The 21,929-nt window shown below is 55.8% G+C and carries 23 protein-coding genes; 15 read left to right on the top strand and 8 right to left on the bottom strand.

Features of this window, described 5'->3' with window-relative positions; translation table 11 throughout:
* Window positions 1-67 precede the first annotated feature (67 nt).
* Together hemB and ampH are read right to left on the bottom strand one after the other, a co-directional pair.
* Window positions 68-1,042 carry a porphobilinogen synthase gene (gene hemB / locus O1723_RS16980; protein WP_008503294.1) on the bottom strand — a complete coding sequence of 325 codons (975 nt, stop codon included), beginning with the start codon at window positions 1,040-1,042 and terminating at the stop codon, window positions 68-70.
* 165 nt (window positions 1,043-1,207) lie between these two features.
* On the bottom strand, window positions 1,208-2,368 hold the full coding sequence (ampH, locus tag O1723_RS16975; protein WP_014882721.1) for a D-alanyl-D-alanine-carboxypeptidase/endopeptidase AmpH: 1,161 nt from the start codon (window positions 2,366-2,368) through the stop codon (window positions 1,208-1,210).
* 204 nt (window positions 2,369-2,572) lie between these two features.
* On the opposite strand from ampH, the gene O1723_RS16970 reads away from it, so the two are divergent.
* The 3 genes from O1723_RS16970 to O1723_RS16960 all read left to right on the top strand — a co-directional run bounded on the left by O1723_RS16970 (window position 2,573) and on the right by O1723_RS16960 (window position 5,554).
* Window positions 2,573-3,106 (top strand): isochorismatase family protein, encoded by a 534-nt coding sequence (locus O1723_RS16970; protein ID WP_014882722.1) that lies wholly within the window; start codon window positions 2,573-2,575, stop codon window positions 3,104-3,106.
* A 115-nt stretch (window positions 3,107-3,221) separates the two neighbouring features.
* Window positions 3,222-4,442, top strand: a complete 1,221-nt coding sequence (gene sbmA, locus O1723_RS16965; RefSeq protein ID WP_014882723.1) for a peptide antibiotic transporter SbmA — start codon at window positions 3,222-3,224, stop codon at window positions 4,440-4,442.
* Between the two features lie 14 nt (window positions 4,443-4,456).
* Window positions 4,457-5,554 (top strand): DUF1615 domain-containing protein, encoded by a 1,098-nt coding sequence (locus tag O1723_RS16960; protein WP_479983842.1) that lies wholly within the window; start codon window positions 4,457-4,459, stop codon window positions 5,552-5,554.
* Here the strand turns inward: O1723_RS16960 and O1723_RS16955 are convergent.
* Window positions 5,551-5,850: a DUF2755 family protein gene (locus O1723_RS16955; RefSeq protein WP_014882725.1), complete on the bottom strand. Its 300-nt coding sequence runs from the start codon at window positions 5,848-5,850 to the stop codon at window positions 5,551-5,553. The two genes, O1723_RS16960 and O1723_RS16955, sit on opposite strands and share 4 nt — an antisense overlap.
* Window positions 5,851-6,099: 249 nt before the next feature.
* On the opposite strand from O1723_RS16955, the gene O1723_RS16950 reads away from it, so the two are divergent.
* Window positions 6,100-6,330: a DUF2754 family protein gene (locus O1723_RS16950; protein WP_014882726.1), complete on the top strand. Its 231-nt coding sequence runs from the start codon at window positions 6,100-6,102 to the stop codon at window positions 6,328-6,330.
* Here the strand turns inward: O1723_RS16950 and ddlA are convergent.
* Window positions 6,327-7,427 carry a D-alanine--D-alanine ligase gene (ddlA, locus tag O1723_RS16945; RefSeq protein ID WP_014882727.1) on the bottom strand — a complete coding sequence of 367 codons (1,101 nt, stop codon included), beginning with the start codon at window positions 7,425-7,427 and terminating at the stop codon, window positions 6,327-6,329. The genes O1723_RS16950 and ddlA overlap by 4 nt on opposite strands.
* A gap of 103 nt (window positions 7,428-7,530) precedes the next feature.
* On the opposite strand from ddlA, the gene O1723_RS16940 reads away from it, so the two are divergent.
* The 5 genes from O1723_RS16940 to adrA all read left to right on the top strand — a co-directional run bounded on the left by O1723_RS16940 (window position 7,531) and on the right by adrA (window position 11,868).
* The gene (locus tag O1723_RS16940; protein WP_014882728.1) at window positions 7,531-8,214 is read left to right on the top strand and encodes an extensin-like domain-containing protein; all 684 of its coding nucleotides are present in this window, start codon (window positions 7,531-7,533) and stop codon (window positions 8,212-8,214) included.
* Window positions 8,215-8,382: 168 nt separating this feature from the next.
* Complete coding sequence (locus O1723_RS16935; RefSeq protein WP_014882729.1) at window positions 8,383-9,597, top strand: multidrug efflux MFS transporter; 1,215 nt, start codon at window positions 8,383-8,385, stop codon at window positions 9,595-9,597.
* Window positions 9,598-9,807: 210 nt separating this feature from the next.
* Window positions 9,808-10,068: an anti-adapter protein IraP gene (iraP, locus tag O1723_RS16930; RefSeq protein WP_014882730.1), complete on the top strand. Its 261-nt coding sequence runs from the start codon at window positions 9,808-9,810 to the stop codon at window positions 10,066-10,068.
* Window positions 10,069-10,341: 273 nt separating this feature from the next.
* A complete protein-coding gene (gene psiF, locus O1723_RS16925; RefSeq protein ID WP_014882731.1) occupies window positions 10,342-10,662 on the top strand; it encodes a phosphate starvation-inducible protein PsiF in 321 nt (106 codons plus the stop codon).
* A 102-nt stretch (window positions 10,663-10,764) separates the two neighbouring features.
* Window positions 10,765-11,868, top strand: a complete 1,104-nt coding sequence (adrA, locus tag O1723_RS16920) for a diguanylate cyclase AdrA (protein ID WP_248190930.1) — start codon at window positions 10,765-10,767, stop codon at window positions 11,866-11,868.
* Window positions 11,869-11,882: 14 nt separating this feature from the next.
* Here the strand turns inward: adrA and proC are convergent, their stop codons facing one another.
* The gene (proC, locus tag O1723_RS16915) at window positions 11,883-12,692 is read right to left on the bottom strand and encodes a pyrroline-5-carboxylate reductase (protein WP_014882733.1); all 810 of its coding nucleotides are present in this window, start codon (window positions 12,690-12,692) and stop codon (window positions 11,883-11,885) included.
* A 97-nt stretch (window positions 12,693-12,789) separates the two neighbouring features.
* Here proC and O1723_RS16910 point away from each other — a divergent pair, with 97 nt between their 5' ends.
* The 5 genes from O1723_RS16910 (at window position 12,790) to ppnP (ending at window position 15,428) form a co-directional block, all read left to right on the top strand.
* Window positions 12,790-13,248 carry a YaiI/YqxD family protein gene (locus O1723_RS16910; protein WP_014882734.1) on the top strand — a complete coding sequence of 153 codons (459 nt, stop codon included), beginning with the start codon at window positions 12,790-12,792 and terminating at the stop codon, window positions 13,246-13,248.
* A 144-nt stretch (window positions 13,249-13,392) separates the two neighbouring features.
* Window positions 13,393-13,917, top strand: a complete 525-nt coding sequence (gene aroL, locus O1723_RS16905; RefSeq protein WP_014882735.1) for a shikimate kinase AroL — start codon at window positions 13,393-13,395, stop codon at window positions 13,915-13,917.
* A 44-nt stretch (window positions 13,918-13,961) separates the two neighbouring features.
* Window positions 13,962-14,153, top strand: coding sequence for a protein YaiA (gene yaiA, locus O1723_RS16900; protein WP_014882736.1), 192 nt, complete (start codon window positions 13,962-13,964; stop codon window positions 14,151-14,153).
* A 238-nt stretch (window positions 14,154-14,391) separates the two neighbouring features.
* Window positions 14,392-15,069 (top strand): AroM family protein, encoded by a 678-nt coding sequence (locus O1723_RS16895; RefSeq protein ID WP_014882737.1) that lies wholly within the window; start codon window positions 14,392-14,394, stop codon window positions 15,067-15,069.
* 71 nt (window positions 15,070-15,140) lie between these two features.
* The gene (ppnP, locus tag O1723_RS16890; RefSeq protein ID WP_014882738.1) at window positions 15,141-15,428 is read left to right on the top strand and encodes a pyrimidine/purine nucleoside phosphorylase; all 288 of its coding nucleotides are present in this window, start codon (window positions 15,141-15,143) and stop codon (window positions 15,426-15,428) included.
* 47 nt (window positions 15,429-15,475) lie between these two features.
* Here the strand turns inward: ppnP and rdgC are convergent, their stop codons facing one another.
* A complete protein-coding gene (gene rdgC / locus O1723_RS16885) occupies window positions 15,476-16,390 on the bottom strand; it encodes a recombination-associated protein RdgC (RefSeq protein ID WP_014882739.1) in 915 nt (304 codons plus the stop codon).
* A 123-nt stretch (window positions 16,391-16,513) separates the two neighbouring features.
* Here rdgC and mak point away from each other — a divergent pair, with 123 nt between their 5' ends.
* Window positions 16,514-17,419, top strand: coding sequence for a fructokinase (mak, locus tag O1723_RS16880; RefSeq protein ID WP_014882740.1), 906 nt, complete (start codon window positions 16,514-16,516; stop codon window positions 17,417-17,419).
* A gap of 98 nt (window positions 17,420-17,517) precedes the next feature.
* Here mak and sbcC read toward each other — a convergent pair whose 3' ends face one another.
* Window positions 17,518-20,649, bottom strand: coding sequence for an exonuclease subunit SbcC (sbcC, locus tag O1723_RS16875; RefSeq protein ID WP_014882741.1), 3,132 nt, complete (start codon window positions 20,647-20,649; stop codon window positions 17,518-17,520).
* Window positions 20,646-21,851, bottom strand: coding sequence for an exonuclease subunit SbcD (gene sbcD / locus O1723_RS16870; RefSeq protein WP_014882742.1), 1,206 nt, complete (start codon window positions 21,849-21,851; stop codon window positions 20,646-20,648). Before sbcD ends, sbcC begins: the two co-directional genes overlap by 4 nt.
* Window positions 21,852-21,929 lie beyond the last annotated feature (78 nt).

Raw genomic sequence — 21,929 nt, 5'->3', positions numbered from 1 at the left:
CTCCTCCTGCCGTCTTGCGAAGACAGTAGAAGGAGCAGATGTCGGTTGTATTGCAGTTTGGTGAAGATTAGCGGAGGATTTTTTTCTCAGCCAGATCCAGCGCGAAGTAGCTGAAGATCAGGTCCGCGCCCGCACGTTTGATCGCACCCAGGCTTTCGAGGATCACTTTCTCTTCGTCAATCGCTCCCGCCTGCGCGGCGAATTTGATCATCGCGTACTCGCCGCTCACCTGGTAAGCGCCCAGCGGCAGTTCAGTGCGTTCGCGGATGTCGCGCAGAATATCAAGATACGCGCCAGCCGGTTTGACCATCAGGCAGTCTGCGCCCTGAGCTTCATCCAGCAGGGATTCGCGAATCGCTTCCCGGCGGTTCAGCGGGTTCATCTGATAGGTTTTACGGTCGCCCTTCAGCGCCGTGCCAGCCGCTTCACGGAACGGGCCGTAGAAGGAGGAGGCAAATTTGGTGGAGTAGGACATGATGGCGGTGTCGGTGAAGCCTGCCGCATCCAGCGCCTGACGAATCGCCTGAACCTGTCCATCCATCGCGGCAGAGGGGGCGATGAAATCTGCACCCGCAGCGGCCGCGACCACGGCCTGCTTGCCGAGATTCAGCAGGGTGGCATCGTTATCCACGCCATGATCGCACAGCACGCCGCAGTGGCCGTGAGAGGTGTATTCGCAGAAGCAGGTGTCGGACATGACGACCATTTCCGGCACGGTCTCTTTGCAGATGCGGGACATACGGGCGACAAGGCCATCTTCTTTCCACGCATCGCTGCCGGTGGCGTCGGTATGATGGGAGATGCCAAAGGTCATCACCGAGCGGATCCCCGCGTTGGCGATGCGCTCGATCTCGCGCGCCAGATATTTTTCCGGAATGCGCATCACGCCCGGCATGGCTTCGATGGCTTTGTAGTCATCGATCTCTTCTTCAACAAAAATCGGCAACACCAGATCGTTTAAGGTCAGGGTTGTCTCTTCAAACATAGCGCGCAGTGCAGGTGACTTGCGCAGACGGCGGGGACGTGCAATTAAATCGGTCATGGGATGCCTGATGTTTGTGGAACAAAGAAGGTTAGTGTAACCGAAAGCGACATGAGGTGTTTATTAAAGTGGGCGGTTTAGGGGAGATTGCTGCAGGGCAGCGACGATGCTCAGAACCGGGGGCAATCGGTTTAACATCAACCGCTTGCCCACGGAATATTAAGATCAGTTAGACGCGGTCAGCACCTGGGCTTTATTGGCACTCAGTTCAGCCACCAGGTTATTAATGCCATCACTCATATTAACGAAGCGCGTATGCGGGGAGCGGGTGACCACCACAAATGCGCCCACGTTGGACTGCGGGATCATCGCCATATAGGTAATGAACCCGCCACCGCCGCCGGTTTTCTGAATAATACCCGGACGGCCATTTTTGGGTGCCATATAGACCCAGCCCAGGCCGAGCGCATCGGCTTTACCCGGTACGTCCATTCCGACCACACGGTGCAGCTGAGTTCGCTGATAAATCAGGGTCTGCATACGGTCGGCCTGGCTGCTGCGCGAGTAGAAATCCGATGAGAGGAACTGCTGCATCCAGCGCATCATGTCGCCTGGGGTGGAATAGACCCCGCCGCTCCCCACTGCCGCCAGCGTGTTGTTACACGGGCTTGCACCTTTCTCCGCCACCATCAGGCGACGGCACTGGTCCGGAGAAGGGGTAAAGGTGGTGTCTTTCATCCCCAGCGGACGGGTTATCTGCTCTTCAAACAGCTGCGTGTAGGGTTTGCCCGCAGCCGCTGAGAGGGCATCCGCCAGCAGGTCGAACGCCAGATTGGAGTAAGAGGCCTGCGAACCCGGGGCCGCCTTCAGCGTGGCGGTGCTCAGGTAGTTCCAGCGCTGCTCGCGGGTGGGCCAGACAAACACGTCGCGGTGCGCCGCTCCGCCAGGCTGCTCACGCGGTAGCGAGCTGGTGTGCGTCGCGAGGTTCACAAGGCGAATGGGCGTTCCCTGATACGTTGGCACACGTGCTCCCGGTGGGGCGTATTTGCTGAGCGGATCGTCGAGCTTCACCACGCCCTGGTCGAGCAGTTTCACCAGCATTTCGCTGGTCATAAGCTTGGTTAAGGACGCGATGCGAACGACGGAATCCAGCTGCGGGTGAATGTTATTGCCTGGGCGCGTTTCACCGAAGCTGCGGAATACGCGCTGGTTGCCATCAATAACCACCATTGCCATCCCGGTTGCGCCGCTGCCGTAATAGATCAGGTTCGCGTAGCGATCGGCAATGTCTGAAGCCAAAACGGGCGCCGTCAGCGGTTGGGCCGCCTGGGCGGTGGAGAAGCTCACCGCACACAGCGCGGCAAAAGAGAGCAGACAACGTTTCAACGAAAAGCATCCATGAAGTGAATGAAGAAAGTAATGGGTATTTATACTACTAATCTCTACCGTGCAATGCCCGGAATAGCATAACGATAGCCAGAAAAACGTAACCATGGGTAAATATGAATAATTTACTTGCGAGCGCTCTCCCATTTTCTGGCATCAGGCTTATGATAGGCACCAGTATTACTCAATCTTACGGAGAACGGTATGTCTGAAAAGCGTGTGGTCATGGTGGTTGATATGCAAAACGGGGTATTTGAAACCCCTCGTCATCAGCGCGAAAAGTGTGTCTCTCTGATCAACCAGCTTACGCAGGCGGCCGACACCGTCATTTTTATTCAGCATACCGAGGCCGGGGGGCTGGAAGAAGGAAGTGAAGGGTTTGCGCTGCTGCCTGAACTCCATCAACCGGCTGATGCGCTTTACGTTACCAAGACCGCCTGTGATTCTTTTTACAACACATCGCTTGAAGCGCTGTTACGTGAACACGGAATTCGTGAGTTTGTCATCTGCGGCTGCGCCACGGATTACTGCGTGGACGCGACAATTAAAAACGGCGTCAGTCGGGGCTACCACATTACCGTGGCTGAGGATGCCCATACCACCGCGAATCGTCCGGCGGCTGAAGCACAGATTCTGATTAACCACCATAATGACGTCTGGCGTAACTTCATTGCACCGATGAACCCTCCCGCGGTGAAACGCACCGAAACAATTCTCGAAAACTGGAAAGCGAACTAATAATCAACCCTCGGGTCTGACCTTTTTGCCCGAGCCGGTCTTCCGGCCCGGGCAGGGTATTCGTTTGGTCATGTGTTGAGCACAGCAACAACCATAACAACAAGAAGGAAGCATCATGTTTAAGTCTTTTTTCCCAAAGCCGGGGCCATTTTTCCTGTCGGCATTTATTTGGGCACTGATCGCGGTCGTTTTCTGGCAGGCGGGCGGCGGTGCATGGCTGGCACGCATAGTTGGGGCGACAGGTGACGTGCCGATTAGCGCAGCGCGCTTCTGGTCACTGAGCTATCTGCTGTTTTACGCCTACTACATGCTGTGCGTAGGGCTGTTTGCGCTGTTCTGGTTTGTCTATTCTCCGCACCGCTGGCAGTACTGGTCGATTCTCGGTACCTCGCTGATCATCTTTGTGACGTGGTTCCTGGTGGAAGTGGGGGTGGCGGTAAACGCCTGGTATGCACCGTTCTACGATCTGATTCAGACCGCACTGAGTTCGCCGCACAAGGTCACCATTAACCAGTTCTACCATGAAGTCGGCGTCTTCCTCGGTATCGCGCTTATTGCGGTGATCATTGGTGTTATGAACAATTTCTTCGTCAGCCACTATGTTTTCCGCTGGCGTACCGCGATGAACGAACATTACATGGCGCACTGGCAGCATCTGCGTCATATCGAAGGTGCCGCGCAGCGTGTGCAGGAAGACACCATGCGTTTTGCCTCCACCCTTGAAGATATGGGCGTCAGTTTCATCAACGCCATCATGACGCTGATTGCTTTCCTGCCGGTACTGGTGACGCTCTCTGCGCATGTGCCGGATCTGCCGATTGTCGGCCATCTGCCGTATGGTCTGGTGATTGCCGCGATTGTCTGGTCGCTGATGGGCACGGGCCTGCTGGCGGTGGTGGGGATCAAGCTGCCGGGTCTGGAGTTTAAAAATCAGCGCGTCGAAGCGGCGTATCGTAAAGAGCTGGTTTACGGGGAAGATGATGCCAGCCGCGCGTCGCCGCCGACCGTGCGTGAGCTGTTTGGTGCCGTGCGTCGTAACTACTTCCGCCTTTACTTCCACTATATGTATTTCAACATTGCGCGCATTTTGTATCTGCAGGTGGATAACGTTTTCGGCTTGTTCCTGCTGTTTCCGTCGATCGTTGCGGGTACGATTACGCTCGGTCTGATGACGCAGATCACCAATGTTTTCGGTCAGGTGCGCGGGTCGTTCCAGTATCTGATCAGCTCCTGGACCACGCTGGTGGAGTTGATGTCCATCTACAAACGTCTGCGCAGCTTTGAGCGTGAGCTGGACGATCGTGACCTGCAGGAAGTGACCAATACCTTTAGCTAATACAGGGAGTTGCTATGTCTTTTGCCGTACCGCGCGCGTTATCGCTGTCCTTACTGGCCGCTCTGGTGCTGGCGGGCTGTGCCGAAAAAGGGGCAGCCCCGCTCAAAAAGGGTGAAAAGCCCGTGGATGTGGCAAGCGTTGTGCGGCAAAAAATGCCCGCCAGCGTGAAGGATCGCAATGCGTGGGCAGATGCGCTGGCTAAAACCTTTGAAAGCCAGAAGATTGCCCCGACCGAGGAAAATATCTGCTCGGTGCTGGCGGTGGCGCAGCAGGAGTCCATGTACCAGTCAGACCCGGTGGTGCCGGGTCTGAATAAAATTGCCTGGAAAGAGATCGACCGCCGCGCGGAATCGATGCATATCCCGGTGTTCCTCGTGCATACCGCACTGAAAATCACCTCGCCGAACGGTAAAAGCTACAGCGACCGGCTGGACACGGTGAAAACCGAAAAACAGCTCAGCGCCATTTTTGATGATTTCATCAACATGGTGCCAATGGGGCAGAAACTGTTTGGCTCGCTCAACCCGGTTCACACCGGCGGACCAATGCAGGTGAGCATCGCGTTTGCCGAGAAGCATACCGACGGCTATCCATGGAAAATTGACGGTACGGTGCGCCAGGAGGTCTTCTCACTGCGCGGCGGACTGTGGTTCGGTACTTATCATCTGCTGAACTATCCGGCGAATTACAACGCGCCGCTGTACCGCTTCGCAGACTTTAACGCGGGCTGGTATGCCAGCCGTAACGCGGCGTTTCAAAGTGCGCTTAGCCGCGCAAGCGGCGTCAAGCTGGCGCGGGACGGCGATCTCATCGCCTACGGCAGCAGCGAGGCGGGAGGCACCGAGCGCGCGGTACGGACATTATCGACAGCGCTTGATATGAGCAACAGCGATATCCGCCGTCAGCTTGAAAAAGGCGATAGCCTGGCATTCGAGAAAACGGATCTCTACAAGAAGGTGTTTGCCCTTGCGGAGCAGAAGAGTGGGAAAACGTTACCGAGGGCTATCCTGCCGGGTATTCAGCTGGAAAGCCCGAAGATCACACGTAACCTGACCACCGCCTGGTTTGCGAAGCGCGTGGACGATCGCCGGGCTCGCTGTATGGGGCTTTAATGGCGACGACGAAAGCGCAGGACTAACGCGACTACGCCTAAAATCATACACCCAGCGAGGAAAGGAACGAGACCGAACAGCGTGCTCACGCCAAATCCAATCTCCACTCGCGGACGCCCGTTATCCTGCACCTGCATCAGGTGTTCATAAACACCTGGCGCATGAACCAGCATATTGAGCAGCTGGGAGCCTGCCCAGAAGCAGAAAAGGACAAACAAGGCATACGCGATATTACCCGCCGTAGAGGTTTTTGGTTTGCCGCCAAAAATCGGTTTCGACAATGTAAAGTCAGCCATGTTGACCTCCCGAGGTATAACTCTGTTTTAATACGCGTCTTACGGGGTGAGTTTGACAGGTGATTGCATTTGTCAATATCAGAATCGTGTTAATTTACGCTCAGGAATTCTCCTGGATTATTGATTTCTGCAGCGCGTCACAATTTTTAAACTTAAGTGAAATTGCGTCGCGTTTCAGAATTTCCGCATCTGCCACAGACCTCGTGCTTAAACTGTGAGAGGATGTCTTTTTTTCCTGCCGGAGTTGTTATGAAGCTCACGTCCAAACTTCGCCGTGACTGGCACTACTATGCCTTTGCTATTGGGCTGATTTTTATTCTTAACGGCGTCGTGGGGCTGTTAGGATTTGAAGCAAAAGGGTGGCAAACCTATGCCGTCGGGCTGGTGACCTGGGTGATCAGTTTCTGGCTGGCGGGGTTGATTATCCGCCGTCGCCCGGAAGAGACGACGACGGAAGAGACGGCGAAGGGTGCCGATTAACCGTTAACGGAACTTTTCAGCGCGCTGTCGGCGGCGTGACGCTCCAGCGCCAGTTCGATCAGGCGGGTGATCAGCTCAGAGTAGCCAAGCCCGCTGGCCTGCCACAGTTTTGGATACATGCTGATGTTGGTGAAGCCCGGCAGCGTGTTGATTTCATTGATGACCACGTCGTTCTCCGGCGTCAGGAAGACATCCACGCGCGCCATGCCGCTGCAGCCGAGAGTCTGGTAGGCGCTGATGGCGATCGCCCGGATCTTGTCGTTGATCGCCGGATCGATATCCGCAGGGACAACGACCTGTGCGCCTTTATCATCAATGTATTTGGTGTCGTAGGAGTAGAAGTCGCTGTTTAAGACCACTTCACCGCAGGTGCTCGCCTGTGGAAAATCATTGCCCAGCACGGCGCACTCAATTTCGCGACCTTTGATCCCTTGCTCAATAACCACTTTATGGTCAAATTCAAACGCCAGACGGACGGCTTGCGTGAACTCTGCTTCGCTGGCGACTTTGCTAACGCCCACGGATGACCCCTGGTTGGCAGGCTTCACAAACAGCGGCAGCCCCAGTTGACCGCTAACCTGCGCGAAGCTGTACTTGTCTCGGTTGGCGCGGGTGAGCGTGACGAATGGCGCGATATTCAGTCCGGCATCGCGCAGCAGGCGTTTGGTGACGTCTTTGTCCATGCACGCGGCGGATCCCAGTACGTCTGATCCGACGAACGGCAGGTTGGCCATGCGCAACATCCCCTGCAGGGAACCATCTTCCCCGAGCGTGCCGTGTACGATAGGGAAGACCACGTCGATCTGAGTGAGAGCCTGCGCATTGCCGGCGTCGATGAGCTGTCCCTTCATGACGCCAGGAACGGTCGCGACGCTGATGTCCGAAGGATTGAGGGCGATGTGCGCCGGATCGTGGGCATTCAGCAAATACTGGCTGGCGTCGTTAACATGCCACTGGCCCTGTTTATCAATGCCCAGCAGGACCACGTCAAACCGGCTTTTATCGATCGCATCAACGATATTTTTGGCCGATTGCAATGACACCTCGTGTTCCGCTGATTTTCCCCCAAAGACAATACCTACGCGCTGCTTTGCCATCTCACTCTCTTCCAGTCTGACGAAAAGCCAATAACATACCACGATGCCCTGCGGGTTTCGCGGCCTTCTGCCATAATGTTTTGGGGAAGAGTGAGGGGGGAACGTGAAAGGAAAAACTCTGCTGACCGTTTTCATCCTGGGGGCAGTTGCAACGGCGGGCTATCGCTGGTTGCCGTCTTACTACAATCCATTTAAACCGCTGGCCCTGGACGATCCCCCTGGCCGTATTACCCAGTATAAACTGCGACGTTTAACCCCCGAAGCCTGCGCGAGCCTGTTAACGCAGGCCAATCAACGAAACCTTATCCGCACCCAACCGGTCGCTGACGGCGGCGGGACATGTCCGCTGCGCAACGTCGTGCGCGTGCGTGACTTCGGCCCGGTGAGTCTGAACGGCAGTTTTCTTGCCAGCTGTCCGCTGGCGCTCAGCTCTGCACTGTTTGTCAGCCAGCAGGCCCGGCCATTGACGCAGCGCTTCACGGGACATGAGCTGACGCGCATTGAGCACCTTGGCAGCTTTGCCTGTCGCAATATCTACCACCGGCCCGATGCGCGGCGCAGTGAGCATGCCACCGCAGACGCGCTGGATATCGCCGCTTTTCGGCTGGCGAACGGGGAGCGCGTCACGGTGCTGAACGGCTGGAAATCGGCAAAAACGCAGCCATGGCTGAAAGCCCTGCTGGCGGCCAGCTGCGGCTACTACGGTAACGGTTTGGGGCCGGAGTATAACGCGGCGCATGCCAACCATTTTCATCTGGGGATGCGCGGTTTCGGACTCTGTCGCTGAAGCATAATCTTCCGCCAGAAAGTGGATGATTTGTGACTTATTTCACAAATATGATGACTGGGAAGATAAAACACCAAAGTCAGCAAGGCCGCATCTCTGGTGCGACGCCGGCGTGCGTAACTTGCTAATCTGACGGCGAATTCGCCTAAAAATGAAGACTATTTCTTTATGGAATCCTGGAAAGTTAATCTCATCTCGGTCTGGTTCGGCTGCTTTTTTACCGGGCTGGCCATTAGCCAGATCCTGCCGTTCCTGCCGCTGTACGTGTCGCAGTTGGGGGTTACCTCCCACGAAGCGCTCTCCATGTGGTCCGGTCTGACGTTCAGCGTCACGTTTCTGGTCTCCGCCATTGTGTCTCCGATGTGGGGCAGCCTGGCGGATCGGAAAGGCCGTAAGCTGATGCTGCTGCGCGCCTCGCTCGGGATGGCGATTGCGATTCTGCTCCAGGCCTTCGCCACGAACGTCTGGCAGCTGTTTTTCCTGCGGGCGGTGATGGGGCTGACGTCCGGGTACATTCCGAATGCCATGGCGCTGGTGGCCTCTCAGGTGCCACGCGAACGAAGCGGCTGGGCGCTGAGCACCCTCTCAACGGCGCAGATAAGCGGCGTCATCGGTGGCCCGCTGCTGGGCGGCTTTCTGGCAGACCACGTTGGGCTGCGCGCGGTATTTATCATCACTGCGATCCTGCTGGTGGTTAGCTTTCTGGTCACGCTCTTTCTGATCAAAGAGGGAGGGCGCCCCGTTGTCAGCAAGTCTGAACGCCTGAGCGGTAAGGCCGTCTTCGCCTCGCTGCCTTACCCAGGGCTAATGATCAGCCTGTTTGTCACCACCATGGTGATCCAGCTCTGTAACGGCTCGGTGGGGCCCATTCTGGCGCTGTTTATTAAATCAATGGAGCCAGACAGCAATAATATTGCTTTTCTCAGCGGGATGATTGCCGCCGTGCCGGGCGTTTCCGCGCTGATCTCTGCGCCACGTCTGGGGAAGCTGGGGGACAGGATCGGCACGGCGCTTATCCTGATGGCGACGCTGATTTTTGCGGTGGTGCTCTTTTTCGCGATGTCGTTTGTTACCTCTCCGCTTCAGCTGGGCGTGCTGCGATTTTTACTCGGTTTCGCCGATGGGGCTATGTTGCCTGCCGTACAGACCTTGCTGGTCAAATATTCCAGCGACCAGGTCACCGGACGTATTTTTGGTTATAACCAGTCGTTTATGTATTTAGGCAACGTTGCCGGTCCGCTTATTGGCGCATCCGTTTCTGCGATGGCAGGTTTTCGTTGGGTATTTGCTGCTACGGCAATTGTCGTTTTAATCAATATTATCCAGCTGGCGATTGCCCTGCGCCGTCGAACACGAATGGCGGAGGCGAAATCAGCGAAATAGTCCTTTCGCGGGTGTATTATATATTCTTATGGTAGCCGTATTTTTATATAACTAAATGCGGCGTTTTTTTATAGAAAAACGTTTCGCTAATAAGGGTGGCACCCTAATTTGGCGGTAATGTCACTTTTACATAAGATAATACTTTTCTCCGCTTTGCATATTTCATTCCTGGTGTTAATTTCAGAGGAAACCCCATAAGGAAATAGCACGATGAAGAATCTCATTGCTGAGTTGCTGGTTAAGCTTGCACAAAAGGAAGAAGAGTCTAAAGAACTGGTTGCCCAGGTCGAAGCGCTGGAAATTGTCGTCACCGCGCTATTGCGGCGGATGGATACATCCGATCAGCAGGCGTTAATCAATAGCATCGAAGGGGCGCTGGATAAGGCTCGACCCGACACTCAGGTTCCACCAGAGGATGCCGAATTGCTGCAGCAATACGTAAAGAAGCTGTTGAGGCATCCGCGCAGTTAAGCCGTCACGAACGGTTCTGACGTTTCACAAAATTGTCATGCAGGATGCCTGGCGCTGCTCTGTATTTATTTTTTATCTGTTTGTACCGGGAGAAAATAAAAGTGAAACAGAGCACGCGTGTTATCGCGTTACTTCCCCTATCCTTTATGTCGATACCGCCAATACCGGTACGTTGGGTCTGAAATGAGAAATTCCCGGCAAATCACCGCTGCCGGGTGGTTTTTTCCTGTTACGAACCAGACTTACAGGGAATATTCACAAAAGGATGGTGCAATGAAAACAACATTACTGGTTACTCTGCTCTCCGGCCTGTTCCTGATCTCATCGGCGAATGCGGAAGAAAAAACGCTAACGCCTCAGCAGCAACGGATGACGACCTGTAATCAACAGGCGACGTCCCAGAGTCTGAAAGGCGATGCCCGTAAGACCTATATGAGCGACTGCCTTAAAAACGGTGCCGCGAAGCCTGGCGAAAAAAGTCTGACGCCGCAGCAGCAAAAAATGCGCGAGTGTAATGCGAAAGCGACCGAACAGTCCCTGAAGGGAGACGATCGCAGCAAGTTCATGAGTGCCTGTCTGAAGAAACAAGTGTAGTTCTAACGGGTGAGTGGCGTCGGCTGCTCACCCGAAATTTCATACTTTCCCCGCAGTCCCCCTCTCTATAATTTGGGAAAATGTTTCAGAATATTCCCAAAAATGATGAATGATGAAACGTGTTACAACAAAAAGCGCATTCGGGAAGAGTGGAGTTTAACCCTTTCTCAGGATGACCCTTACCACGCCGGCATCCAGTTTGCCCGGCGGGTTCGGCTGGCGCGCGCTGTTGGTTTGGCAGCCATGTTTTTCCCCGTGGCGGGAATGCTGGTCATCCATTTTTTACCCGGCGGCTGGTGGTTGATCCTGGTAGGGTGGTCGTTCGTCTGGCCCCATTTTGCCTGGCAGTTATCCTGCCGCGCCGCATCACCTCACCAGCAGGAGATTTTCAACCTTAAGATGGATGCCATTATCGCCGGGCTCTGGATTGGCGTGATGGGGCTGTATGCATTACCCACGGCAGCGCTGGTAATGATGGTGGGAATGAACATGATGGGCTCCGGTGGCTGCCGCCTGTTTCTTGTGGGGATAACGCTAACCCTCCTGACCGCGCTGGTGACGCTGCCCCTCGTCGGGAAAGTAACTGTCTTCAACCCCGACCCCTTGGAGTGGGGCTTAACGCTTCCGGTGCTCATGCTTTATCCCATGCTGTTTGCCTGGCTCAGCCACCGGACGGCCATCAGGCTTGCGGAACATAAGCGGCGGCTGGAAATGATGAGTACCCGCGACGGCATGACCGGGGTCTTTAACCGACGACACTGGGAAATGCTGCTGCGTAATGAGTTTGAGCACTGCCGTCGGAGCCACTGCAACGCCACCATTTTGCTGATTGATATCGACCATTTTAAAAACATCAATGATACCTGGGGGCATGACGTGGGCGATAAGGCGATTGTTGCTCTTACCCGTCAGCTTCAGATGTCAGTCAGGTCAGGCGATGCGATAGGCCGTTTTGGCGGAGATGAGTTTGCCGTGATTATGTCGCAGACAGCGGCTGAAAGCGCCATCGCCGTCATGTCTCGGGTGCACGAGCGTCTGGAAACGTTGTCCTTACCGTGCGCACCGAAAGAGCCTCTGCGCATCAGCGTAGGTGTTGCCCCCTGGGGGCCGCAGTTTCGACATTACCGGGAATGGCTGAAGGCGGCAGATGTGGCGCTGTATAAGGCGAAAAATGCCGGGCGCGGCCGCACCGAAGTGGCCGCCTGACGCCCGGTCAGAAATCAGGATTTACTCAGCTTCTCTGATTTTTCCATGCATTTTGCCATCGCCTCGATGACGGCAGAGCGGAATCCACGTTCTTCCAGCACTCGTACCGCTTCGATGGTCGTGCCGCCAGGCGAGCAGACCATGTCCTTCAGTTCGCCCGGATGTTTACCGGTCTCCAGCACCATTTTGGCGGAACCCATCACCGCCTGCGCGGCGAATTTATACGCCTGCGCACGCGGCATGCCGCCAAGCACGGCGGCGTCGGCCATGGCTTCTAAAAACATGAACACGTATGCAGGTGCAGAGCCGCTGACGCCGACAACAGGATGGATCATGGATTCCGCAATCACTTCCGCCTCACCGAAGCAGCGGAAAATGTTCAGCACATCAGCCACCTCTTCTGAGGTCACCAGCGCGTTAGGGGTGACGGAGGTCATACCGGCATTAACCAGTGAGGGAGTATTGGGCATCGCGCGGACGATTTTACGGTCATGACCGAGCGCGCGGGCCAGTTGATCGAGCGTCACGCCCGCGGCAATCGACACGACCAGCGTCTCTTTATTCAGACTGGAGGTGATGTCGCTCAACACTTTGATCATGATGTTCGGCTTAACGGCGCCAAAGACGATATCGGCGACCTGGGCGACTTCCTGCGCGCTTTCGGCGGCGTTGATCCCGTATTGATCGCGCAATGCGGCGACGTTGTCCGGTGACGGGGTATAGACCCAAATCTGACCGGGCAGAACCTGCCCGCTGGCGATCAGGCCGCCCAGGATGGCTTTGCCCATGTTACCGCAGCCGATAAACCCGATTTTCTTATCCATCACGATTCTCCGTCATTATGCGTTGTTTTCTCTGATTGATAGCTTAACAACGAAATGCAGGCGACAATAGTCGGCAGAGACATTATGGGGAGACAATATGGCGATTTGGGTTGATGCGGACGCGTGTCCGAATGTGATTAAAGAGATTTTATTCCGCGCCGCCGAGCGCGTTCAGATGCCACTGACGCTGGTGGCGAACCAGAATATCCGCGTTCCGCCTTCGCGCTTTATCCGTTCCTTGCGCGTCCCGGCCGGGTTCGACGTGGCGGATAATGAAATTGTTCGTCTGTGCAGCCCGGAGGATCTGGTCATTACCGCTGATATTCCACTGGCGGCGGAAGTGCTGGAGAAAGGCGCAGCGGCGCTCAACCCGCGCGGTGAACGTTATTCGCCTTCAACCATCCGGGAAAAACTCACTATGCGTGATTTTATGGATACCATGCGGGCCAGCGGCGTGCAGACCGGAGGGCCGGACAGTCTGTCCCAGCGCGATCGCCAGCAGTTTGCTGCCGAACTGGATAAATGGCTGCTGGAAGTGAAGCGTCGCACAGCGTAATGATAATTATTGTCACTTTGTGGTACAGTGTGGCTTCCGCAGGGTTGTCATCCCGTACCGCTTTGCAGTAAAGTATTCTACACATCTTCTGCAATGATTTCTTTACACTCTTCAGCCATCCGGCATCAAGGGGAACACCTGGCTATGACCCAACCCATCTTTTTAGTTGGCCCCCGCGGCTGTGGGAAAACCACCGTTGGCCTGGAACTGGCACGCGCATGTCATCGTCAGTTTGTTGATACCGACCACTGGCTGCAAACCGAGGCCGGCAGAACCATCGCGGACATTGTTGAGCAAGAGGGATGGGAGAGCTTTCGCGCACGCGAAACGGCCGCGCTGAAAGCGGTCACCACGCCGTCAGCCGTGATTGCGACAGGAGGGGGGATTGTTCTCGCCGAGTGTAACCGGCATTTTATGCGTGAAAAGGGCATTGTGATCTATCTCTGCGCGCCGGTTTCGGCTCTCGTGGGGCGCCTTGAGGCCTTTCCGGAGGAGGGACAACGTCCGGCGCTGACCTCCAGACCGCTCAGCGAAGAGGTGAGCGAAGTCCTGGCCGAGCGTGATGCCCTGTACCGTGAAGCGGCGCACCACGTTGTGGATGCTTCTGCGGCACCGGAAGAGGTGGTGATTCAGATTATTACCGCCCTGCGTTTGGCTTGTGCCAGCTAACCGCCGTCTATACTGATAGCTCAGACATAAAAAAAGGATGAGCTATGCCAACCAGACCTCCCTATCCGCGCGAAGCACGTATCGTTACCGTTGAAAAAGGCACAGGCGATCAAACCGTGACCTGGTATCAGCTGCGTGCCGATCACCCCAAACCGGACTCGCTGATCAGTGAACATGAGACTGAACAGGAAGCCCTGGATGCCAAACGGCGCTACGAAGATCCCGAAAAGTCATAGATGTTTTCCTAAACGCTCCAATACCGTGCCTGAATCACACTTTTTACTCATCGCCAATGTTAAGCAGGAGTTAATATTTAGTTATTACAGGTGACTCCGTTACCCGCAGGTGATCTTTACATTTCGCGATGCAGATCACCTGCTACGCTTGGTGCTGTTTTGTTGAAAAAACGAACTGTGCAGCGTAGTGAGCCTGTACCTGTGTAATAAGATTTTGTAGTAATGGAAGGCGAAGACGATGAAGGCAACGTTGGCGATCCTCACTATTGGTGTGGTCCCTGTAAGCGAAGTGTTACCGCTTTTAACCGAGCATGTCTCTGAACAGCAGATCACGCATCTCAGCCTGCTTGGTAAGATGAGCCGGGAAGAGGTCATGGAGGACTACGCTGTTGAGGCGGGGGAGGAGCCCCTGGCGACGTTATTAAGCGACGGTAAACTGGCGCATGTTTCACGACAGAAAATTGAGCGTTCGCTGCAGGCAGTGATAGAAGTGCTCGATAATCAAGATTATGACGTTATTTTGCTGATGAGTACCGCCCCCATTAAGGGACTGGTGGCGCGCAATGCGATTTTGCTTGAGCCAATGCGCATCATTCCGCCGCTGGTGGCCTCTATTGTTGACGGGCATCAGGTGGGGGTGATTGTGCCGATGGAAGAGCTCATGAACAACCAGGAAGCAAAATGGCACGTGCTTGAAAAAACGCCTCTGTATGCCCTGGCAAATCCCTTCTGGGACAGCGAGGCCAAACTGATCGCTGCCGGGAAGGCACTACTGGAGAAAGGGGCGGATGTGTTGATACTGGACTGCCTCGGTTTCCATCAGCATCACCGTGATTTATTGCAAAAGGCGCTGGACGTGCCGGTGCTGTTATCAAATGTTCTGATGGCGCGCCTGGCTTCCGAACTCCTGATGTAATGATTTTGCGTGACAGGCAATGAGCATGGCCCCTATAGTGAATTTTTATCTCTGAATATAAGGGCCAGTTCATGCTTCAAAGTAACGAATACTTTTCCGGTAAAGTGAAATCCATTGGTTTTACCAGCAGCAGCACGGGCCGCGCCAGTGTGGGCGTCATGGCTGAAGGGGAATACACCTTTGGCACGGCCGAAGCGGAAGAGATGACGGTAGTCAGCGGCGCGCTGAACGTCTTACTGCCGGGTGAAACGGAATGGAAAGTTTACGCTGCCGGGGAAGCCTTCAACGTTCCTGGCCACAGCGAATTTCATTTGCAGGTTGCTGAACCGACCTCTTATCTGTGCCGCTATTTGAAATAAAAAAAAGCCGGGTGACGCTAACGCTTACCCGGCCTGTGTTTTGCCTGTTATCTCTGCGCTTCGCCGCCGAGACCTTCCACCAGATTCTGAATTAACGCCGCCAGCTCACCGGTCATCAGGATAAAGTCCGCATCAAAACGCTGGGCGTAATCTTCCCGGTCAATATCTTCGTTTTGATCGCGCAGCTCATCGCAGAACTTCAGACGCTTCACGGAGCCGTCATCACACATCACGAACTGAATGCGCTGCTGCCAGTCGAGCGCCAGTTTGGTAACGACTTTCCCGGCTTCGATGTGTACCGCGATTTCGTCACTCACCAGATCCTGCTTTTTGGCGCGGATCACGCCGCCATCTTCCAGCAGGGCTTTCAGCTCGGCTTCATCCAGAATTTGGAAACCTTGCGCCGCAGTACCACTGCGAACCCATTCTGTCAGGGTCAGCTCAATCGGCGTTTCCAGTGCCAGCGGAACGACCGGTAAAGAACCGATACTTTTACGCAGCAGGGCCAGGGTATCTTCTGCTTTTTTGGCGCTGGCGCAGTCGACCATGATCAGCCCGTTAACGGTATCGATCCACATCATCGTCTGGCTAAAGCGGCTAAAAGCGCGCGGCAGCAGAGAGTGCAGGACTTCATCTTTCAGCGAATCTTTTTCGGTTTTTTTCAGCTTGCGGCCCTGCTCGGCTTCCAGCTTGAAGATTTTTGCTTCAAGCGCTTGCTTCACCACCGGCGTGGGCAGAATTTTCTCTTCTTTGCGAGCGCAAACGATGATTTGTCCCGTGCTGCTGGCGTGGGTCAGGGCATCGCTTTGTGAACCCATTGGCGGAACCCAACCGGTTTTTGCCATATCCTGGCTACCGCAAGGGGAAAAGCTATAAGCGGCTAACTGTTTTTCCATCTCTTCTGCACGCAGCGAAACGTCGCGGCTGAGACGGTAAACCATCAAATTTTTGAACCACAGCATGATAATTTCCACGGCCTTGTCGTTAAATCAGCGGGCATGATAACGAATTGTCGCATCGCTTGCATTGCTAATCGGGAAGCGTGCTTCTACTCTGTTGATAATCAAAAGAATGAGGAGAGTCTTGTGCGTATTGGGATTGATTTGGGCGGCACCAAAACAGAAGTCATTGCACTGAGCGAGCAGGGGGAACAGCTGTTCCGCCACCGTCTGCCTACGCCGCGCGATGATTACCACCAGACCATCGAGACGATTGCCCGGCTGGTCGATATGGCCGAGCAGGCGACAGGGCAAAGCGGTACCGTCGGGATGGGTATCCCGGGGTCAATCTCCCCTTATACCGGCGTGGTTAAAAATGCTAACTCCACCTGGCTGAACGGTCAGCCATTTGATAAAGATTTAAGCGCGCGTCTGAACCGGGAAGTGCGTCTGGCCAATGACGCCAACTGCCTGGCGGTCTCCGAAGCCGTTGATGGCGCCGCCGCAGGGGCGCAGACCGTTTTTGCGGTGATTATCGGGACCGGCTGCGGTGCGGGCGTGGCGTTTGGGGGGCGTTCGCACATCGGTGGCAACGGCACGGCGGGCGAGTGGGGGCACAATCCGCTGCCGTGGATGGATGAAGATGAACTCAAATACCGCGCCGACGTGCCGTGTTACTGCGGCAAGCAGGGCTGTATTGAGACGTTTATCTCCGGCACCGGTTTTGCGACCGATTACCACCGCCTGAGCGGTCGACCGCTCAAGGGTAATGAAATCATGCGTCTGGTTGAAGAACAGGATCCGGTGGCTGAACTGGCCCTGAGCCGTTACGAAATGCGTCTGGCAAAATCGCTGGCGCACGTCGTGAATATTCTCGATCCGGACGTGATTGTGCTGGGGGGCGGGATGAGCAACGTTGACCGCTTGTACGCCACGGTGCCAAATCTTGTGAAGCAGTGGGTTTTCGGCGGCGAGTGTGAAACCCCGATCCGTAAAGCTGTCCACGGCGACTCCAGCGGCGTGCGCGGCGCGGCGTGGCTGTGGCCGGAATAAAAGCAAAACAGCAACGCAAGTTGCTGTTTTTGATGTTTGTACCCTCTCCCTGTGGGAGAGGGCCAGGGTGAGGGCACCAGACCGCAGCGACCCTTTATTCACCCCACAGCAAACTCCCTGTCCAGCCTGCTATACCCCAGCCCATTAATCTTCTTCACCTTAATCTGCACCGGTATGCGCTCTTTCATCGCCTCGACGTGGCTAATGACGCCGATGGTTTTCCCGGTAGCGTTCAGCGCGTCGAGCGCATCCAGTGCGGTATCCAGCGTTTCACTGTCGAGGGTGCCGAATCCTTCATCCAGGAACAGCGAATCGATTCGCGTTTTGTGGCTCACCAGATCGGAAAGCGCCAGCGCCAGCGCCAGGCTGACCAGGAAGCTCTCGCCGCCAGAGAGCGTGCGTGTATCGCGTACGGCATCCGCCTGCCAGGTGTCGACTACTTCCAGCTCCAGCGCATCGCTGGCTTTGCGCTGGAGCAGATAACGCCCGTGCAGGCGATTTAGCTGCTGGTTAGCAAGCCAGACGAGATTATCCAGCGTCAGCCCCTGAGCGAACTTACGGAACTTATCGCCGGTACTGGAGCCGATCAGCGCGTTCAGATAGCCCCAGTCGTCGGCCTGACGCGCGGCCTCTTCAATTTGCTGCATCAACGTCAGCTGATGCTGACGGTTGTCGCTGTCCTGCTTGAGCTGCTGGCGGATCTCGCCCTGATGCGTGGTGTTCTCGCGAAGCTGTTGCGCCAGCTGCTGCAGCTGGATTTGCAAAGTGGATGCATCGGCCTCGAGACCTTCCGGGCGCAGCGCAACATGCGCCTGTAGCTGCTGGTTCGCCTGGCCGGATAGCGCCGTGGCCTGCTGTATCTGGTTTTCCAACGACTGCTTCAGCTGTTCGAGGCCACGGAGGGTGTCATCATCCAGCAGGGCGGCAATGAACGCCTCCCTGTCGGCAAAACAGCTGGCAGAGAGCGCCGCGGAGAATTGGGTCTGCGACTGTTGCAGGCGCTCTTGCTCCAGCGCCTCCTGTTGCTGCTGGGCGGTAAGCTGGCTTTGCAGCGATACGCATTCATCGTGAATGGCGCGCCAGCCATCAGGAATGGCCGGTTCGGTCTCTTCGGTGTGGGTTGCCGGAAGTGTGTCGAGCAACGGCTTCAGAGCGTTGCTGCGTTCCACAAGCACGCCGTGCTGCGTTTGTTTTTCCTGCCACTGCGCGAATTCTCCTTCGCGGGCGTGCAGCCAGGCGGCTTCGTTCCCCTCTTCGGGAACGCTAAGCGACAGCGTGAGCAGGGTATGTTCCAGCGTCTGGCGTGTCGCCGTCAGCTGCTGCTGATACTGGCGCGCCTGCGCTTCCTGTTCGTTCAGCTGGTTTTGCAGGGTAAGACGCTGGCTGAGCTGATAAAGCTGGCGCTCATAGTGTTCCTGCTCGTTTATCCATGGCGCGATATCTTCCTGAATATTCAATGTGATATTCAGGGACGCGCAGATCTCAAGCCACTCTTTAGTGAGTGCTTGCTCTTCCTCAGACAGGGTCTGCACGTCGCCCGTCTCGCGCTGAATCTGCTGAGCCAGGGCATTAACCTGCCCCAGCACCAGCAGGCCTTCTTCTTTTAGCGCGGCCACCTCTTTTTCCAGCGCATCACGGCGGCGCTGGTTATCCGTCAGCTCAAGCGATTGATATTGCTCAATGGCGGGATGCTCGCAGGAACCGCACAGGGGACAAGGTTTGCCTGCCTCAAGCTGTGAACGATAGCTTTCCAGATCTTTAATTGTCGCTTCACGCTCGCACAGGGCCTTCAGATCCAGATAGTGCTGGTGTTTCTCTTTGTACTGCTGGCGGCGCAGCGTCAACGTTTCATTAAGTTTGCTCTGCTCCGCCTGGGCTTTCTGTACGTTTTCATTGCTCTGGCGCAGGCGCTTTTGCAGCGGCTGATAGCGAGCGTGTAGCGACGTCAGCCGCTGGCGCTGCGTGCGTGACCGGGACTGCTGCTCCATTGCCACGTTGACCTCATCCGCCGTCAGCGTGAGCGTATTTTCCGGCATGTCAGTCAGCTTGTTACGTAACTCAGTCATCCGCGCAGCGTGCGTGGCCAACTGGTTTTTATCGCGGTTAAGCTGTGAGAAGAGCGCGCGCCATCCGGCAATCTCCTGACCCAGCAGGCGATAACGCTCGTGCTCCGCCAGCCACTGCGCCAGCGCCGTCAGTTCAGTATGAAGCTCGGCGTGGGTACGCAGGGCAGTATTACGGATCCGCGCGCGCAGCGCGGTTTTGGCTTGTAAGCGAGTATTTACTTCAATAATTCGCTGCTGGGTTTGCGTCAGACGCGCGGTTTGCTCCTGCTGGTGCGCCCAGAGCGGACGAAGCTGGGCGGCGGGCTGCGCAAGCTGGAGCTTTGCCAGCTCAGGCGCAGCGTCCGTCAGAGCCTGTTGTGCCTGCTGCTGCAATGCGGTGATGCGTTGTTGCTCGCGCACAAGCTCATCATGACGGGTAAGCCACTGAAAATGTTTCTGCTGGTTTTGCTGCTGTGCCAGCAACGTTTTCTCTTCGTCAGTAAGTGCCTGCAAACTTTGCTGTAATTGCTGCTGCTGTTCTTCACTCAGCAGCACGACGCCCGCTGCCTGCGCCTCGCACTTTTCCAGCAGGCTGCGGGCGGCTTTGTGTTTTTCAAACACCATGGCGGAAATCTGGCCGTAGATTTCGGTGCCTGTCAGCTCTTCCAGCAGCTCTGCGCGATCGCTCGGTTTGGCATTCAGGAAGGCGGCAAATTGCCCCTGTGAGAGCAACATTGAACGGGTAAAGCGGCCATAGTCCAGACCGGTGAGCGCGGCGGTTTGCTCCAGCTTGTCCGTGACTTTATCGGCGAGGATTTTGCCATCTTCGCAGCGGGCCAGCTCCACGCGCGGCGCCTGCAGGTTGCCGTCCGGCTGGTTGCGTGCCCGGTTCTGGCTCCAGAAGGCGCGGTAGGCGATGCCTTTTACCTCAAACTCCACTTCCGCCAGACACTCGGCGGTATCTCGCGTCATCAGGTCGTTTTGTGCCTGGGAAACCTTACTCAGGCGCGGCGTTTCGTGATAAAGCGCCAGACAGATGGCGTCGAGCAGGGTGGTTTTACCTGCGCCTGTGGCGCCGGTAATGGCAAACAGCCCGTTGCTGGCAAAGGGTTCAGCGGTAAAGTCAATTTTCCACTCGCCCTTGAGGGAGTTGAGATTTTTCAGACGCAGGCTCAAAATTTTCATGCGTTTTCTTCCTCGTCATTGAGGGCATGCAGGGTATGGGTGAACAGTTCGCTGAGTCTTTCGCGCTTCGCGTCGTCAATATCCTCCTGCAAGAGCCTGCGCTCAAACACCTCTTCTACCCGCAACTCGCTGAGCGTTTCCCGCTGGGCGCTTAACAGAATTTTCTCGCGCTGCTCGCGGCTGCGGCGCACCAGTAAGACCTCTACCGGCAAGTCTTCCGTCAGCGCCTGGATTTTTCGCTGCATATCATGCAGGTAGTCATCCGTAGTGATTTCGATATCCAGCCAGACGGGGGGATTAAGCGCGGTGCCGCGCCACTGTTCAAGCTGAGCGGTGATGGCCTCCAGATCGCCTTTCAGCACCGCCAGCGGCTGGGTGACCGGCACCTCCAGCGTCTCGACGGCACTGAGTTTGCCCTCGCTGAAGCTCACCAGATGCACGGATTTGGCTTTGCCGGTTTCATCGAAACTGAGCGAAATAGGGGATCCGCAGTAGCGAATATGTTCGCAGCCGCCGATAACCTGGGCGCGGTGAATATGCCCGAGCGCAATGTAGTCCGCAGGCGGGAAGTTCTGCGCCGGAAAGGCGTCCAGCGTGCCGATATAGATGTCACGCACGGCGTCACTTTTACTGGCCCCAACGGTGGTGAGATGCCCGGTCGCAATCACCGGTATCGGCTGTTCGCCACGCAGGTTGCAGGCATCCGCGTGCTGCTGGTGATAATAGTCGGTGATGGCCTGTAATAAATGTTGCTGCTTTTCCGTGCCCGACAGTCCCGCCTGACTTTGTACGATATCGCGCGGGCGTAAAAAGGGGATCGGGCACAGCACCGCCCCCGGCGTACCGTCGCGTTTTTTCAGGATCTGCGGGGCATGCCCGGCGCTGGCGACGACGGTAGTATTGAGAAACGCCAGAATGTCGCGGGATTCATTGAGCGTTGCCACGGAGTCATGGTTACCGGCGACTATCACCAGATGACAGCCGGTCTGCTGCAAATTCACCACGAAGCGGTTATACAGCTCGCGCGCATAGCTGGGGGGCGACCCCGTATCAAAGATGTCACCCGCGACAATAATCGCATCGACCTCGTGGGCCTGCGCCGTCTCCAGCAGCCAGTTCAGGAACGCTTCATGTTCAGCCGCACGGCTTTTGCTGTAAAAATTTTGACCGAGATGCCAGTCCGAGGTGTGAAGTATGCGCATAGCGGTTCCGTGGCAAAAATGAGAAAGCAGGATTATAAACGTTCAGAGAAGGGAAAATAACCGCTGTAATAAAACAAC

The sequence above is a fragment of the Enterobacter cloacae complex sp. HYC080_NIDB genome (genome assembly GCF_056673325.1).
This window is presented reverse-complemented; position numbering and strand designations above follow the sequence as displayed.